Raw genomic sequence first — 15,788 nt, forward strand, 5'->3', positions numbered from 1 at the left:
TCAGCCGGTCCGGCGGACCTGCGGCTTCGGCGCCGGATGGCGATCGAGAATGGCGTCCAGATGCGCGCGCGTATCGTGCGCCGAGTCCGCGATGTTTCGGGTTTCCAGCGGATCGGTTGCGAGATCGTAGAGTTCCCATGACCGCGCGCCGGTCTTCTGGTTGGTCCAGCGCACCAGCCGGTAGCGTTCGGTGCGGATCGCCTGCCCCAACCAGTCGCCGCGCGGATAGGCGTGATAGGCATGGTCGCGCACGCGCTTCACCGGATCGCGCAGCACCGGGGCCAGGCTGACCCCGTCGATCGGCTGCGGCCCCATCGGCGCGGCGATGCCCGCCAGCGCGGCGAGCGTGGGGTAGATGTCCACCGTCTCGGCAAGCTGGCCGGTGGTCTTGCCCGCGGCCACGCCCGGGCCCGCAAAGATCAGCGGGATATGCGTCGCCTGCTCGAAATTGGTGTGTTTGGTCCACAGGCCGTGATCGCCCAGATGGAAGCCGTGATCGCCCCACAGCACCACGACCGTGTCATCGGCGAGGCCGTCGCGATCCAGCGCGTCGAGCAGCTTCCCGATCTGCGCATCGACATAGGAGACGCTGGCATAATAGCCGTGGATCAGCTTGCGCTTGAGTTCGGGATCGAACTCGGCACCCGGCACGCCGACCGGCACTTCGCGCCATGCCTCGATCTCGCCGCCCTTCTTGCCGGCATAGGCGGGGGCACCGGCGGGCAGTTGCTCGAACTGAGGCATCGGCAGCTTCGCCGAATCGTACAGGTCCCAATATTTGCGGGGCACCGAAAAGGGCATGTGCGGCCGCGCAAAGCCAACCGCGAGGAAGAAGGGTTGCGCCTGCCCCTTCAGCGCATTTAGCCGCCCCGCCGCATAGGCCGAGACCCGGCCATCGGCATAGGCGGTGTCCGGCAGGTCGGTCGCTTCCCATGCCGCGCCCTTGGCCAAAGTGCGGGCATAAACGAACGGATCGCCTTCGCCGCCGGGCACTTCCTCGAACAGTGCCTCTTCGCGCGTCGGCACGCCGCCGGTGCTGCCGGGGTCGTTATATTCGATCAGCTTGTCGCGGTGATGCGGGACCGACCAGCCGGCTTTGTCGTCATGGGTGCCATGGCCGATATGATAGACCTTGCCCATGCTTTCGGTGTGATAGCCCGCGGCAAGGAAATGCTGCGGCAGGGTGACCGCGTTCGGCAGCACGTCGCGCAGGTTCACGCCGAAATCATAGATGCCGGTGGAGGTCGAGCGCGATCCGGTCATCAGGTTGAAGCGGCTGGGCGCACACACCGCCTGATTGGCATAGGCCGCGCGGAACGACGTGCCGCGCGCCATCAGCCGATCGATATTGGGCGAGATCGCGACAGGATCGCCATAGCCGTGCAAGGCCGGTTTCAGATCGTCGACCAGGATCATCAGGATGTTCGGATGCTTGCGCTTGCCGAAGCGCGAGGCGACCGGGACCAGCCCGTTCGCCGTCGCCGCGGTCAGCATCGCCGAGTTCAGAAACTGGCGGCGATTCATCGCGGCTGGCCGATCATGCCTCTCCCGATCCCTGCTGATTGCGAGACAGGTAATTACAACATTTATCAGATGATTGATGCAAGCCGTTTCTGACGGCGATGCGGTGGATCGATCAGGCCGTCAGAGGATCAGAGATACAGCCGCGCCGCCGCCATCTTGCCGGTCGCGCCGCGCTCATAGACCGCCAGCGCCGGGCGGCCCGAGGGCATATAGGCCTCCAGCGCGCAGATGCGGCCGTCATCGGCCATGTTACAATATTTGAGCTTGATGCCGCCGGTCTGGAAGAATTTGGTGAAATCCTCGCGCAGCCGCTCGCGGCCCTGAAAGGTGTCACCATTGGAATGCTGCAGATAGCCATCGGCTTCCCACAGATCGAGCGTCGCCTCGAGATCGGCCGAAGCGATGGTGGGGAAATAGCGGGCGATGATGTCGCCGGGTTCGCGCGACGGGACCAGCGTCTCGTCGACCGGGAGGATCGGGCCGCGATCCTCGATCCATTGATGCTGGGCATAGAGCCGCGCATGCGGCTGGCCGTCGCGTTCGAGGAACACGATGCCGACCGGCTGTTCCTGTCCGCCTTCGGCCGGTGTGTAGGCATATTCCTCGATCCGGCGTCCATCGCCCTCGGTGACTGCGACGAGGCGCACGGATGCCCATTCGTCGCTGGTCGGCCAGGCGCGGCTGCGCGCCTCGACTTCGGCCGGGGCCACGGGGCCGGTGAAGGGATCGTCGATACTGGTCTGGCTGCGCAGCTTCGTCGCCAGTGTTTCCGCTTCGCTCACGCTGGAACCTCGAAAGAAAGGGCCGGGCGGTTTGCGCCGCCCGGCCGTAGGGGGAGTGTCAGAACTTGAAGCTGGCGCGCACGCCATAGGTCCGCGGCGGGCGGAGCGAGACATAGACGGTCTGCACCACCGGACGCGAAATGCCCGAGGAGAGAACCTCGACATCCTCGATATTGTTGATGAAGGCCGTCAGCGACCAGCGATTGTCCGGCGCCTGCAGCGTCAGCGACGCATCGCTCATCATGTAGCCGCCCTGATGCAGCTCGGGCAGATATTCGAGGCTGATGAAGCGCGACGTCTCGAGACGGGTACGGGCACCCGCGACCAGCTGATAATCGCCGCCCAGATCGAACACATGCTCGTACGAGATGTTCGCGGTCCATTCGGGCGCGTTGATCTGCTGCATGCCCGAACAGTCGATTTGATAGAGCAACGCAGGCGCCGCGACCGGAACCGAGGTGTTGAGCGCGGAGGCGCAACCCGAGCGGATCGTGCCGCCGCCCGCCGCGATCGCGACGAACTTCAGCGAGTCGTAGCGCGCGCGCAGATACTGGACGTTGGCGGTGAAGGTGTCGTTCGGCGTCGGCGCGAACACCAGCTCGGCTTCGGCGCCGTACATATGGCCCTGACCCGCATTCACCGTCGTGCCGCCCGCGGTATAGGTGCCCGAGATGATCTGGACCGGGCCGACGAAGCTGATCTGCTGGTCCTTATACTTCCAGTAGAAGGCCTCGACGTTGAACTGCAGCCGGTTGTCGAGGAAGCGGTTCTTCGATCCGATCGTATAGGCGGTCAGCGTTTCGGGCTTGTAGGTGTTGGCGCCGTTCGCCGCGGCGAAGAAGCCGCCCGCCTTGAAGCCGGTCGCGACGTTCGCAAAGAGCAAGGACTGCGGACCCGCGTCGAACTCGACGCCCGCCTTCCACGTCACCTTGTCGTTCGACAGGCTGCCATTGACGGTATAGCCGACCGGCGTGGTCAGGCCGAACGGACCGATCAGCTGGACCGGCGACTGCATCGTGCGCTTGTCGGTGGTGTAGCGCGCACCGGCGACGACGCGGAACCGGTCGCTGGCGTTGAGGGTCAGCTGGCCGAACACCGCCTGGCTGTCCGCAACCAGATGCGGCTGGTAGCGCGTGTCGGAGATGCGGCCCTGGAAGAAGGTCTGCTGGGTCGCGTCCTGATTTTCGTGGAAGATATACGCGCCGATCACATAGTTGATCAGGTTGTTGCCGTTCGAGGTCAGGCGCGCCTCGACCGACATCTGATCGCTGTCCTCGGTCACGTCGCCGCGGAAGCCGGTGTGGTAGAAACGGAAGTGCGGCTTGCTCTTGCGCCATGCCGGGATGACGGTGAGCGTGGCGAAGCCGAGATCGCCTTCGACCGTGGCGCTCAGGCCATAGAAGGTGCTGTCGTTGAAGCCATCGGTCGAGGGCGGGGTGACGCAGCTGGTGGCATAGGGCGTGGTGACGAAATTGCCGCCGCAGAAGGGCGGTGCCGTCAGCGTCGCGGTCTTGGCGGTCAGCACAGCGATGCTGATCGGATCCGAACCGTCGATGCGGCGATCGAGCGCCGGCGCGTTGGGCACGAACACGCCGGGCGCGAGATAGGAGGCCTGACCCTTGCCGCCCTGATGGAAATAGTCGCCGACGAAATAGATCGACCAGGTGCTGCTCGGCTGGATCAGCAGCGAGGCGCGGAACGCCTGGCCGACTTCGTCGTCATAACCCTGCGACGAATAGCCGTCGCGGCTGACCACCTGACCGGCGAAGCGGAAGCCGACCGTGTCGCTGAAGCCGACATTGATCGCGCCGCTGGCCTTGATCGTGTTGTAGTTGCCGTACTCGGCGGTCAGGTTGCCGCCGAAGGTACCCAGCTCGGGCTTCTTGGGCAGGATGTTGATCGCGCCGCCGGTGGCGTTGCGGCCGTACAGGGTGCCCTGCGGTCCCTTGACCACTTCGACGCGCTCGAGGTCGTAGAAGGTGCCGACCGGGGCGTTCGGGCGGGCGACGTTGACGCCGGCAAAGTTGAACGCGACCGGGTTTTCGCCGAACGCGTTGCCCTGAAGCGTGCCGACGCCGCGCAGATAGATGCTGGTCGCCGAGCCGCCGATCGGCTGGATCACCAGCGACGGGACGAGCTTGGTCAGGTTGTTGGTGTCGCTGACGCCGGCGTTGATCAGGTCGTCGCCGGTGACGGCACTTACCGGCACCGCGGCACGCTGGAGATTCTCCTCGCGGCGCTGGGCCGTGACGACGATGTCGACGATGCCGCCCGCCGTGGCGGTTTCTTCGCTCTGCCCGGCGGTGTCGCTCTGCGCATGCGCAGTCCCCGCGAACAGCGCGCAGGCGGCTGCCGAAATAAGCAGTCTGGTGATCTTCATATTCCCCTCCCTCATTTGGGTTAGTCGTTTGAGCGCCGGATGTTTCCGGTCAGCTGTTGGTGAAAAGTCCGTCCTTGAGTGTTTCGCGTTCGATGCCGAGCGCCGCGAAAGCAGCGGCGACCAGCGTCGCGACGTCGCCGTCGTGCTTGAAACCCGCCCGGTCCGCGGCTGCGGTCTCCAGCGGCGGATTGGCCGCGAACATCGCTTCCAACGGGGCGTCGGGCGCGTAGCTGATCAGATCGGTATCCGCGCCCGCCCAGTCGGCGACGGCCGCCACGAGTTCGTCGAGGCGGATGCGCAGCGCAGGCAAGGTCACCGCGCGGCCCGCGGGCATGGCATGCCCGTCGAAGCTTCCGGCATAATCGAGATTGGCGGCGCAGCGATCGACCGACATCGCCCAGATCGTGCCGCCGGGCGACACCGGCACCACGAACGGGCGGTGCGCGGCGAGATGGTGGAACAGCTCGCTCATGAAGGCCGACTTCATGCCCGAAGGCCCCATCGGCCGCGCGAGAATGCCGGGCAGGCGCAAGGTCACCGCATCGACCATCCCGCGGCGATGGAGATCGGCCAGCGCGATCTCCATCATCAGCTTGTGCGCGCCATAGGTCATGCCCGGCGCTAGCGGCGTGGCGTCGTCGACCCGCGCCGGCAGGTCCGCGCCGAACACCGCGATGGTGCTGGTATAGACGATGCGGGGACGCTGCGACCGCGCGGCGGCGGATTCGAACAGCGCCAGAGTCGCATCGACATTCACCGCGCGCGACAGCTCGTAATTGCCCTCCGCCGCGCCGCCGGGAACGGCCGCGAGGTGATATAGGACATCCACGCCACCCGCAGTCGCCGCGCCGCGTACGCCGGGATCGGTCAGATCGCCTGCGATCGGGTGGACGCGCGGGTCGCTATACTCGGGCAGATGCGCATCGACCGCGCGGATCGCGGCGATATCGCCCGATGCGAGCAGCCGGTCGACGAGGCGCCGCCCGACAAAGCCGCCCGCTCCGGTGACGGTGATGGTGCGTCCCGCCATCGCGCTCACCAGTAGATCAGCGGCTGGCCGGCGACCGGCGAGCGGAAGAAGGGAATGGTCGAGCCGCGCAGCGACCCGAGATAGACGGTCTGCAGATCGGGTCCGCCAAAGGTGATGCTGGCCATCCACGGCGCGAGCGTGCCGGTGGCGCCGGCCATCAGTTCGGGCGTGACGCAGCCTTCCTCCCATGCCTTGTCGAGCGCGGCATTACCGACGGGATCGCCATCGTCGATGAGGGTCAGCAGATCGCCTTCGGGCGTGATCGCGATCAGCCGGTCGGCCATGATCAGGGTCGACCAGAGATTGCCATAGGCATCGAACGCGATGCCGTCGCAGAAGCCGCCGACATTGCTGGGGCCATAGGTTTCGCGATGGGTGAGATCGCCATCGGCGCCGACGCGGAAGCGGGTGATCTTCCGCGCGGTGGTCTCCGCGACGTAGAGCCATTCCTCCGCGGGATCGAAGCGCAGTTCGTTGGTGCCGCACAGCCCGTCGGCGACGATGCGGACGCCGCGATCGTCGATCAGCGCGATATAGCCGTCGGTGCTCATCGTCTCGACGTGGCGCGTCCATGGCACCATCTGCGTCGTGACGGTGAGCCACAGCCGGCCCTTGCTGTCGCGGGTGACGAAATTGGCCTTGCCGAGCGGACGGCCATCGATCGAATCGAGCAGCGTCCGGGTCCGCCCGTCGCGCGTCATCAGCTCGAGCGTGTCGGTGCCGAAATTGGCGATCAGGAAATTGCCATCGGCATCGAAGGCGAGGCCGTTGGGCAGCGAGCCCTGGGTGTTGACGTAGCGATCGACGAAGGAACTGCCGCCTTCGGCGCGATCGATATCCTGAAGGATCAGCCGCTGGCTGCCGTCCGGCGCGATGCGGACCACGCCGCCGCGGGCATCCGCAGACCAGATCGTGCCGTCGCGCTCGGCGAGGATGCATTCCGGACGCTCGAGATCATGACCGATCGTTCCGATCGCATTGCGATCGGGTTGCCAGTCGATCAGCGGATTGCGCCTCGCCGAAATGGAACCTCTCCTCGTTTCGTTGGCGCACCTATAGTCGCGCCAGAACGGAGTGGTTCGTGTTTCGGCGGATATCAGCTATCGGCGAGAGCCTCGAGCGTCTGGGGTTCGCCCGCATGGCTTTGGAATTGCTCGACAATCCAGCGCAACGCCATGTCGTCATCGCAGGAACGGTGCCACTGAATCGTCTGGCGGATCGGCGGGATCTCCACCGGAACCGGGAAGATCGACAGCGGCAGCACCTCGGCCAGCATCTCCGCCATGTGGCGATGGACGGTCGCGATACGGTTGGTCCCGATCACCATCGACGGCACCAAGGTGAAGGACGGCGACCAGATCTCGACCCGGCGGCGCACCTGCTGCGAATGGAGCAGGAAGTCCTCGACCGAAGGCACGCGCGCCTTGCCGAACTGGACCGCGACATGGCCGAGCTGCTGGAAGATTTCCAGATCGAGGCCATTGGCGAGATGCGGATTGCCGCTCCAGCCGATCACCACGAAATCGTCCTCGAACACCTGCTTGAACGGGTGGTTGGGCGACATGGCGGTATCGATGGTGAGCAGCAGGTCGATCTCGCGCCGTTCGATCCGCTCCTGCAGCCGTTCGTCGAGGGCCTGGAATTCGAGGCGGATATGGGGCGCCTGTGCCGCGATCGCGCGCAGCGCTGCGGGAAGCCGAACCATGATCGCATAATCCGACGCGGCGATGACGAAGGTCCGGTCCGACGTCGCCGGATCGAAGGAAGGCGGCGTCGCGATCTGTGACTTGATCTGGAGGAGCACCGCACGCACCGGCTCGGCAAGCTGTTCGGCGCGCGGGGTCAGCACCATCTTGCGGCCGGTGTTGACGAGCAGTTCGTCGTCGAAGAATTCGCGCAGCCGCCCCAGCGCGCCGCTCATCGCCGACTGGCTGAGGAACAGCCGCTCCGCCGCGATCGATACGTTGCGCTCGGCAATCAGCGCATCGAGCGCCACGAGCAAATTGAGGTCGAGCCTTCCGAACCGCATCCTGATCTCCTTGGCACCCTTATCGGCCCGAGGCGGAAACGGGTCCATAGGCTAGTCTGCATCGCGGGGCGCCTGCTTGTGGAAGCGCCCGCCTTTCATGATCGCGTGTAGCCGCGCCTTGTCCTGAAGGATCGCGATGTCGCCCAGCGGATCGCCATCGACCAGCAGCAGGTCCGCAAGCAACCCCGCGCGCACCTCGCCGACGGGCAGATCCATCAGCGCACCGCCATCGCGCGTCGCCGCCGACAGCGCCTGCGCCTGCGTGAAGCCGAACAAATCGACGAACAGCTGCAGATCGCGGGCGTTGCGGCCGATGGGGTTGTAGGGGAAACCATAATCCCCGCCGGGCAGCACGCGGATACCGCGCTTGCGCATCTTCGGGATGACATCGGCCATCAGTTCCAGGCCGGAGACTGCGCCCATCCGCTCCGCTTCGGCCCAGCCGATGCCGAACGCCTCTGCTTCATGACATCGCGCCCAGAGCAGGCCCGGCGCGGGCGCGGTGAAGAGATGATCGCGGCGCGCCTCCATCAGGTCTAGCGCTTCCTCATCGGCATAGGTGCAGTGGAAGATCGCGCGGAAGCCCGCCCGCGTGGCGCGCTTCACCGCTTCGGCAGCCTGGGCGTGACAGGCGAGCCAGATCCCCGCCTCGCGCGCCGCTTCGCCGATCGCCTGTGCCTCGTCCTCGGAGTACATCAGCACCTGCGATCCGCCGGGCGCGAAGCCTTCGTCGCTCGACATCAGGAACTTGATCGTGTCGCAGCCGATCGCCTTCATCCGGTGGACATAGGCGCGCAGGCCCTGGATGCTGCGGTCATGGGTGGGGTCATGCCCCTCGGGCACGCCGACCACGCCTTCCATGCCCTTTTCGAGCGCCGAGGCGCGCAAGCGCGGGCCGGGCAATTCGCCGGTATCGATCCGGTCGCGCAATTCCGGTTCGAAGCGCTCGCCGAGCGATCCGGCGGAATAGGCGCTGGTGAAGCCGTGATCGAGCGTGATCCGGGCATTGTCCGCGGTGACGCGGCGATGCTCGTCCTCGGGCAGCTTCATGCTGTTGATCACGCGTTCGACCGAGCTTGGCCAGGTGAGGTGCGCATGTGCCTCGACCAGCCCGGGCATCAGCGTGCGGCCCTTGCCTTCGATCACCGTCGCGCCGCTGCGATCCAGCCGTTCGTCGCCGCGCGCGACCGCCGCGATCCGATCGCCGCGCACCAGCACTTCGCCGGGGAACAGCGGCGTATCGCTGCCGTCGAAGATGTTGACGCCGGTGAAGAGCGTGGCGCTCACGCCCCGGTATCCGCCTTCAGTCCCGCCGCCAGGATCGCGCCGATGGCACAGATTTCGTCATTGTCCGAGCTGTCTCCACTGACACCGAGCGCGCCGAGCAGCACCCCCGCCGCATCGCGGATCAGCACGCCGCCGGGAACGGGCACGATCCCCCTTTCCAGCACGCCGGTCAGCGCCGCCAAGAAGCCCGGCATCGCCGATGCGCGCCGGGCAAGCTCGCGCCCGCCGAACCCCATTGCGAGGCAGCCGGCCGCCTTCGCCCCCGCGATATCGCTCCGCCCGATCGACGCACGCGAATCGCGCAGCAGGGCGAGTGGATGGCCACCGGCATCGAGCACCACCGCGCACAAGGGCGCGAAGCCGCGGCGGCCTGCCTCGGCGAGTGTCGCGGCGCAGATGTCCATCGCGATCCGGTGATCGAGGCCGCTCACCGGAAGCTTCCGCCCGGACCATGGCTGGCAGGCGGCGCGGCCGGGACGACCAGACCGTTCGCTTCGAGCCATGCCAACGCCTCGGCCTCATGCTCCAGCATCCGCTGCGTCGCGGGGCGTTCGTTTATCCGCGCATGGTGATCAGCGAAGGCCGGATAAGGCGATCTGTCGAGCGCATCGCCGACCCGGAACCAGATCCAGTAGATATAGGCATCGAGCGTCGACCAGCGATCACCCAGCATCCATGGCTGGGCGGACAGGCGCTGTTCGATCAGCGCGAAATTGGGCAGCATCGCCTGACGCGCGATCTCGCTGACCTGTGCCTTGGCGTCGCTGGCGTCGCCCACGAAGAATTGCGGCAGGCGCATCCGGGTGATGATCGGATGCATGCCCGATGCGCACCACAGCAGATCGGAGAGGATCGGCGCATCGGCCATCGGATCGCCGGTGATCGGCAGCAGGTCCGCTTCCGGAAGCAGCCGGGCGAGCGTCCACTGAATCGCCGCATTCTCGGTCACCGGCGTGCCGTCGACGGTGATTGCGGGCACCTTCCCCTTGGGATTGATCGCCAGATAATCGGGCGCGCGATGCTCCCCGGCCATGAACTTCACGAGGTGGCGCTCGTACGGCACGCCCGCTTCCTCGAGCGCCAGCATCGGCACGCGCGAGCAGGAACCCGGCGCGAAATAGAGCGTGATCGCGGGCGCCGCCATGTCAGTAGCCGACGGTGAAGCGGGTACGGACATGCGCGGGATGCTCGAGCTCATCGGCGATCGCGATGGCGTAATCCTCATAGCTGATGCCGCTGCGGCCCTCGGCCCAGAACAGCAGATCGTCCTTGCCGGTGCGGAACTTGCCGGTACGCTCGCCGGGGACGAATTCGCGCGAGGGCGAGAGGAAGGTCCAGTCGAGATCCTCGACCTCGCGCAGCTGGCCGAGGAAGCGCGCACCCTTGCCGACCTCCTCCTTCGCCATTTCGGGGAAGTCGGGCCGCTCGCCTTCGCGCACGCCCGGTGCGAACCACAAAGTGCCCGCGCCGCCGACCACGACATAGCGGCTCACCCCCGAGGCACGGACCGCGTCGATCAGCAATTGCGTATCGAAGAACTTGAATTTGACCGAGCTGACCACCGCGTCGTGACCGCGCAGCGCTTCGGCAAGCGCGGCGGTATCGGTGGCGTCCACTGCCACCCCGTCGCCATCGTCGATTCCGCGGGCGATCCGCGTCACGTCATGACCGCGCGCGCGAAGCTCGGTCACGATACGCTGCCCCGCATTGCCGGTTGCCCCGATGACTGCGACCTTCATTCCGCTCTCCCGATCCGTTTCGGCGCGGTCCTAACGGCGCATCGGGCACGAGGCGCATGGATATTGCCGATAGCTTGCATCCACGCTCCGCGTTTGAGGCGCGGGGCGCGAATGGCTAGCGGGAATGCGAGCTGCGCCGAATGCGGCCGGGAGGGGTATGCGTATGACCAGCGAGACGAGAACGACCCGAGGGTTGGCCGCCTATGTCGTCTTCGTGCTGCTGCTGGCGTCGCTCTTTTCCTATCTCGACCGGCACATCCTTTCGCTGACCGTACCCGCGATCAAGGCGTATCTGCATATCACCGATACGCAGGTGAGCCTGTTGCAGGGCTTCGCCTTCGCGGCCTTCTACGGCACCGTCAGCATCCCGATGGGCTGGGCAGCGGACCGAATGAACCGGCGCAACCTGATCATCGGCGGGATCGTGGCGTGGAGCATGGCGACCATCGCCTGCGGCCTCGCCACCAGCTACGAACAGTTGCTGGTCGCGCGGATGGTGGTGGGCATCGGCGAAGCGGCGCTGATCCCGGCGGCCTTCTCGATCATCGCCGACCTGTACGAACCGAACCGTCGCGGCCGCGCACTGGGCGTCTTCTCGATCGGGCTGTTCGCAGGCGCGGGGCTGGCCTTCATCGTCGGCGGGGCGATCCTCAACCAGTTCCGCGACGTGCCCAGCATCACCCTGCCGATCTTCGGCGAGCTGCTGGTGTGGAAGGCCGCGTTCGTGATCGTCGGCGCGCCGGGTCTGCTCGTCGCGCTGCTGCTGCTCACCATTCCCGAGCCGGTGCGCGTCAACGCCGCCAAGGCGAAGGACGATCTGAACGATTCGATGATCGGCTATTTCCGCACGCATCTCGGCGCGCTGTTCTGCATCTGGGGGGCCTATACCCTGCTCTCGGTCGTCTCGTTCGGCATGGGCGCCTGGTCGGCGACGATGCTGGTGCGCAAGTTCGGACTGGCGATGGGCGATGCGGGTTTCGCGATCGGGCTTTCCAGCCTGATCGGCGGGATCGCAGGATGCCTGATCGGCGGATGGCTGGGCGATCGCTGGACGCGAACGCAAGCGTTCGGCGGCAAGTTCCGCCTGACGCTGGTCTGGTGGCTGGGTAGCCTGCCCGCGCTGATCGGTTTCGTGCTGATCGACAATGTCGCGATCGCGTCGGTCTTCTACGGCGCCTACTTCATGATGAACGCGATCGGCTATGTCAGCGCGTCCGCGGTGATCCAGGATATCGTGCCGTCGAGCATGCGCGGCCGCGCTTCGGCAGTGTGGCTGCTGCTGACCGGCGTGCTGGGTCAGGGCTTCGGCCCGATGGCGGTGGCGCTGACCACCGACAAGATCTTCGCCAACGAAGCCGCCTTGCCCTGGTCGCTGCTGACCGTCGGCGTGCCGCTGGCACTGGGCGGCATCCTGCTCTCGTCGCTGGGCCTGCGTCATTACGAACAGGCCCGCCGCGAAGTCGACATCATCGAAGGGCGCGCGGCGCCCGCTACGGCTTGAGGAGAACCCCATGTCCATTCGCCTGGCCCTGCTGCTCGCTGCAGCCGCACCGCTTGCCGCCGACACGCCGCCCGGCGCCGAAACGCCGACGCGCAAGGAAGCCGCAAACAAGGCGGTGGCGCTCGGCTATATCGACATGGTGTGGGTGCAGCATAGGCCCGTCGAAGGCTTTTCCCGCTATGTCGACGCCAAGTCGATCCACTATCCCGGCAAGCCCGGCGGATCGAACCCCGAGGGGCTGGCGCGCTTCCTGAAGGGCTTTCCCAACTTCCGCTACAATGTGAAGCGGGTGTTCACCGATGGCGATTATGTGATCGTCCATTCGCTGCTGACCGGCGTGCCGGGAACCGGCGAGCTGGTGAAAAGCCCGCAGCCCGGCGTCGAACCCAGGCCCAAGGTGGGCGACGAAGTGGTCGACATCTATCGCATCCGGAACGGCAAGATCGTCGAGCATTGGGATACGATCGAAGCGATCGGCGGCACTGCCGAGGGCGTGTTCTAGGATGCGGATCAAGGCGTTCCACCATGTCCGCTTCGGCGTGACCGATCTCGACCGCACCCAGTCGTTCGCAAGCGATTTCGGGCTGCACCTCGCCCGGCGCGACGGCGACCGGCTGTGGATGCGGAGCGGCGGCGGCGACGCGTTCTGCTACTATGCCGAAACCGGCGCGCGCGCGTTCACCGGGCTGGGCTTCCTCGTCGAGAGCATGGACGATCTCGACGAAGCCGTGCGCCTGCATGGTGCCGGCCCGATCCGTGCGCTCGAGGGTCCGGGAGGCGGCAGCGCCGTGACGCTGGAAGGGCCCGAAGGCATCCGCGTCGATCTGGTTCATGGCATTACCGAAGCGGCCGCTCAGCCCTCGCCGCCCGAGATGCGGCTGAACTTTCCCGGCAGCATCGTGCGGCTGAAGGACCCGCAGCATGGCCGCGAAATGGCGCCGCCCAAGCTGTTCCGGCTGGGGCATATCGGCATGTATGTGCAGAGCTTCGCCACCTGCGCCGAATGGTTCCAGCGCGTGCTGGGGCTGAAGATCAGCGACACGATCCATAATGGCGATCCCGAACAGCGCATCGTCGGCTTTCTCCGGCTGGATCGCGGCGACGATTATGTCGATCACCATACGCTGTTCCTCGCGCAGTTCGGCAAGACCGATTGCCATCATATCTCGTTCGAAGTCGCCGATTTCGAAGCGCAGTTCATGGCGCATCGCTGGCTGGAAAGCCGTGGCTGGACACCCAATTGGGGCGTGGGACGCCACCCGCTGGGCAGCCATGTGTTCGATGTGTGGTTCGATCCGGACGGCTATCGTTTCGAGACCTTTTCGGACACCGACATGGTCAATGCCGGGCACGCGGCAGGCAATCACGATGTGCACCATGCGCAGATGGACCTGTGGAGTTCCGAATCGCCGCAGCGCTATTTCGAATGAGCGAGGAAGCCGAACTTCCGGTCGAAGCACCGATAGAGTTTCCCGCGGAGGAACCGGACAGCTACTCGCGCGGCGCGATCATGCTGCACTGGATCACCGCAGCATTGGTGCTGTCGACGATCCCGCTCGGCTGGTTCGGCGCAAGCTTCGAAAGTGCCGCGGCGCAGACCGCGACCAATGCGCACAAGCTGATCGGCATGGCGATCCTGGCGCTGACGCTCGCGCGGATCGGCTGGCGGATCGCGCATCGTCCGCCGCCCTATCCCGACGCGATCGGTCCGCGCGTGCGCCTTGCCGCGAAGATCGTCCATAGCGCCATCTACGCCCTGCTCGTCATCCTGCCGCTGACCGGCTGGTGGATGAGTTCGGCGGTGCCCAAGCGCCATCCGATCGGGTTCGAGGGCGTGATCGAGTTGCCTTTCCTGCCGATCGCGCAGAGCTGGGCATCGGCGGGACCGGCGCATGCGCTGCACGTCAATCTCGGCTGGGTGATGGTGGCGCTCGCGCTGCTGCATATCGGCGCGGCGCTGAAGCACCATTTTGTCGACCGTGACACGGTGCTCCTGCGGATGACCCGCGTGCGGAAGCGATAGCTGGGTTCGATCAAAGCGGTTTGTCGCCGCATCGGCCGGTTCCTAAGGCGAGCCAGGATCCGGTGGGAGAGGTAATGTGGCTGAGTGGTTGAAGCGCGCGGTGACCGCGGAAGTTCGCGCGGACATGGACCGCAAGGTTCGCGATACGGTCGAGGCGATTCTCGCCGATATCGAGAAGCGCGGCGACGCTGCGGTGCGCGAGCTGAGCATCAAGTTCGACGGCTGGGACCGCGAGGATTACCGCCTGAGCCAGCGCGAGATCGACGACTGCCTCAATTCGCTGACGCGTCAGGACATCAAGGACATCGAGTTCGCGCAGGCACAGGTACGCAACTTCGCGCAGATCCAGCGTGATTCGATGAAGGACGTCGAGGTCGAGACGCTGCCCGGCGTGATCCTGGGCCACAAGAACATCCCGGTGAATGCTGCGGGCTGCTACGTCCCCGGCGGCAAATATCCGCTGCTGGCCAGCGCGCATATGAGCGTGATCACCGCCAAGGTGGCGGGCGTACCGCGCGTCATCACCTGCGCGCCGCCGTTCGACGGCAAGCCCGCGCGCGCGATCGTCGCGGCGCAGGCGATGGCCGGTGCCGATGCGATCTATGCGCTGGGCGGCATCCAGGCGATCGGCGCGATGGCGCTGGGGACGCAGAGCATCGATCCGGTCGACATGCTGGTCGGCCCCGGCAACGCCTTCGTCGCCGAAGCCAAACGCCAGCTGTTCGGCCGCGTCGGCATCGATCTGTTCGCCGGACCCACTGAGACGATGGTGATCGCCGACGAGACCGTCGATGGCGAACTGTGCGCCACCGACCTGCTGGGTCAGGCCGAGCATGGGCCGGAAAGCCCTGCGATCCTGATCACCAACAGCCGCAAGCTGGCCGAGGATACGATCCGCGAAGTCGAGCGGCTGCTGACCATCCTGCCAACCGCCAGCATCGCGGCAAAGGCATGGGAGAATTACGGCGAGGTGATCGTGTGCGACTCCTATGAGGAGATGCTGCAGGTCGCCGATTTCTATGCCAACGAGCATGTGCAGGTGATGACCCGCGACCCGGATTATTTCCTGAAGAACATGACCAATTACGGCGCGCTGTTCCTGGGGCCGCGCACCAACGTGTCGTACGGCGACAAGGTGATCGGCACCAACCACACGCTGCCGACGAAGAAGGCGGCGCGCTATACCGGCGGGCTGTGGGTCGGCAAGTTCCTCAAGACCTGCACCTATCAGCGCGTGACCACCGACGAGGCGACCACGCTGATCGGCGAATATTGCAGCCGGTTGTGCGCGCTCGAAGGGTTCGCCGGACATGGCGAGCAGGCCAATATCCGCGTGCGCCGCTATGGCGGGCGCAACGTGCCCTATGCCGGCGCGGTCGAGCCTTCGGATCTGACCCGCGTCGATGCCTGACGCCCTGCCCCGCACGCCCAGCTTCCGGCTCGATGGCCGCCGCGCACTGGTGACCGGCGCAGGTCGAGGGATTGGGCTGGCC

General features: G+C 66.0%; 15 protein-coding genes. 5 read left to right on the top strand and 10 right to left on the bottom strand.

What is annotated here, in order from left to right; genetic code table 11:
- From P1X14_RS14135 to P1X14_RS14180, 10 genes are all read right to left on the bottom strand, one after another.
- On the bottom strand, positions 1 to 1,524 hold the full coding sequence (locus P1X14_RS14135) for a sulfatase (RefSeq protein WP_277316024.1): 1,524 nt from the start codon (positions 1,522 to 1,524) through the stop codon (positions 1 to 3).
- A gap of 128 nt (positions 1,525 to 1,652) precedes the next feature.
- Entirely contained in the window at positions 1,653 to 2,306 is a 654-nt protein-coding gene (locus P1X14_RS14140) for a hypothetical protein (protein ID WP_277316025.1), read from the bottom strand.
- A gap of 58 nt (positions 2,307 to 2,364) precedes the next feature.
- Entirely contained in the window at positions 2,365 to 4,686 is a 2,322-nt protein-coding gene (locus P1X14_RS14145) for a TonB-dependent receptor (RefSeq protein WP_277316026.1), read from the bottom strand.
- 49 nt (positions 4,687 to 4,735) lie between these two features.
- Positions 4,736 to 5,716: an NAD-dependent epimerase/dehydratase family protein gene (locus P1X14_RS14150; protein ID WP_277316027.1), complete on the bottom strand. Its 981-nt coding sequence runs from the start codon at positions 5,714 to 5,716 to the stop codon at positions 4,736 to 4,738.
- Between the two features lie 5 nt (positions 5,717 to 5,721).
- On the bottom strand, positions 5,722 to 6,600 hold the full coding sequence (locus tag P1X14_RS14155) for an SMP-30/gluconolactonase/LRE family protein (protein WP_277316028.1): 879 nt from the start codon (positions 6,598 to 6,600) through the stop codon (positions 5,722 to 5,724).
- A 212-nt stretch (positions 6,601 to 6,812) separates the two neighbouring features.
- The gene (locus tag P1X14_RS14160) at positions 6,813 to 7,745 is read right to left on the bottom strand and encodes a LysR family transcriptional regulator (protein WP_277316029.1); all 933 of its coding nucleotides are present in this window, start codon (positions 7,743 to 7,745) and stop codon (positions 6,813 to 6,815) included.
- 51 nt (positions 7,746 to 7,796) lie between these two features.
- A complete protein-coding gene (locus P1X14_RS14165) occupies positions 7,797 to 9,032 on the bottom strand; it encodes an amidohydrolase family protein (RefSeq protein ID WP_277316030.1) in 1,236 nt (411 codons plus the stop codon).
- Entirely contained in the window at positions 9,029 to 9,463 is a 435-nt protein-coding gene (locus P1X14_RS14170) for a heme-binding protein (protein WP_277316031.1), read from the bottom strand. Before P1X14_RS14170 ends, P1X14_RS14165 begins: the two co-directional genes overlap by 4 nt.
- A complete protein-coding gene (locus P1X14_RS14175) occupies positions 9,460 to 10,176 on the bottom strand; it encodes a glutathione S-transferase family protein (protein WP_277316032.1) in 717 nt (238 codons plus the stop codon). Before P1X14_RS14175 ends, P1X14_RS14170 begins: the two co-directional genes overlap by 4 nt.
- A 1-nt stretch (position 10,177) precedes the next feature.
- Positions 10,178 to 10,771, bottom strand: a complete 594-nt coding sequence (locus P1X14_RS14180) for an NAD(P)H-binding protein (RefSeq protein ID WP_277316033.1) — start codon at positions 10,769 to 10,771, stop codon at positions 10,178 to 10,180.
- 157 nt (positions 10,772 to 10,928) lie between these two features.
- On the opposite strand from P1X14_RS14180, the gene P1X14_RS14185 reads away from it, so the two are divergent.
- From P1X14_RS14185 to hisD, 5 genes are all read left to right on the top strand, one after another.
- On the top strand, positions 10,929 to 12,272 hold the full coding sequence (locus P1X14_RS14185; RefSeq protein WP_277316034.1) for an MFS transporter: 1,344 nt from the start codon (positions 10,929 to 10,931) through the stop codon (positions 12,270 to 12,272).
- 10 nt (positions 12,273 to 12,282) lie between these two features.
- Entirely contained in the window at positions 12,283 to 12,774 is a 492-nt protein-coding gene (locus tag P1X14_RS14190; protein WP_277316035.1) for an ester cyclase, read from the top strand.
- Between the two features lies 1 nt (position 12,775).
- Entirely contained in the window at positions 12,776 to 13,702 is a 927-nt protein-coding gene (locus P1X14_RS14195; RefSeq protein WP_277316036.1) for a VOC family protein, read from the top strand.
- Positions 13,699 to 14,295 carry a cytochrome b gene (locus P1X14_RS14200; RefSeq protein ID WP_277316037.1) on the top strand — a complete coding sequence of 199 codons (597 nt, stop codon included), beginning with the start codon at positions 13,699 to 13,701 and terminating at the stop codon, positions 14,293 to 14,295. The genes P1X14_RS14195 and P1X14_RS14200 overlap by 4 nt, the downstream gene beginning before the upstream one ends.
- 76 nt (positions 14,296 to 14,371) lie before the next feature.
- Positions 14,372 to 15,706: a histidinol dehydrogenase gene (gene hisD / locus P1X14_RS14205; RefSeq protein ID WP_277316038.1), complete on the top strand. Its 1,335-nt coding sequence runs from the start codon at positions 14,372 to 14,374 to the stop codon at positions 15,704 to 15,706.
- The last annotated feature ends 82 nt before the right edge of the window (positions 15,707 to 15,788 follow it).

Origin of the sequence: Sphingomonas sp. AOB5 (assembly GCF_029433115.1) — a bacterium.
GTDB lineage: Bacteria > Pseudomonadota > Alphaproteobacteria > Sphingomonadales > Sphingomonadaceae > Sphingomonas.

Coding starts and splice junctions, on each gene's coding strand:
- P1X14_RS14135 (WP_277316024.1), bottom strand. CDS start 1,524: ATGAATCGCCGCCAGTTTCTGAACTCGGCGATGCTGACCGCGGCGACG.
- P1X14_RS14145 (WP_277316026.1), bottom strand. CDS start 4,686: ATGAAGATCACCAGACTGCTTATTTCGGCAGCCGCCTGCGCGCTGTTC.
- P1X14_RS14150 (WP_277316027.1), bottom strand. CDS start 5,716: ATGGCGGGACGCACCATCACCGTCACCGGAGCGGGCGGCTTTGTCGGG.
- P1X14_RS14160 (WP_277316029.1), bottom strand. CDS start 7,745: ATGCGGTTCGGAAGGCTCGACCTCAATTTGCTCGTGGCGCTCGATGCG.
- P1X14_RS14175 (WP_277316032.1), bottom strand. CDS start 10,176: ATGGCGGCGCCCGCGATCACGCTCTATTTCGCGCCGGGTTCCTGCTCG.
- P1X14_RS14180 (WP_277316033.1), bottom strand. CDS start 10,771: ATGAAGGTCGCAGTCATCGGGGCAACCGGCAATGCGGGGCAGCGTATC.
- P1X14_RS14185 (WP_277316034.1), top strand. CDS start 10,929: ATGCGTATGACCAGCGAGACGAGAACGACCCGAGGGTTGGCCGCCTAT.
- P1X14_RS14190 (WP_277316035.1), top strand. CDS start 12,283: ATGTCCATTCGCCTGGCCCTGCTGCTCGCTGCAGCCGCACCGCTTGCC.
- P1X14_RS14195 (WP_277316036.1), top strand. CDS start 12,776: ATGCGGATCAAGGCGTTCCACCATGTCCGCTTCGGCGTGACCGATCTC.
- P1X14_RS14200 (WP_277316037.1), top strand. CDS start 13,699: ATGAGCGAGGAAGCCGAACTTCCGGTCGAAGCACCGATAGAGTTTCCC.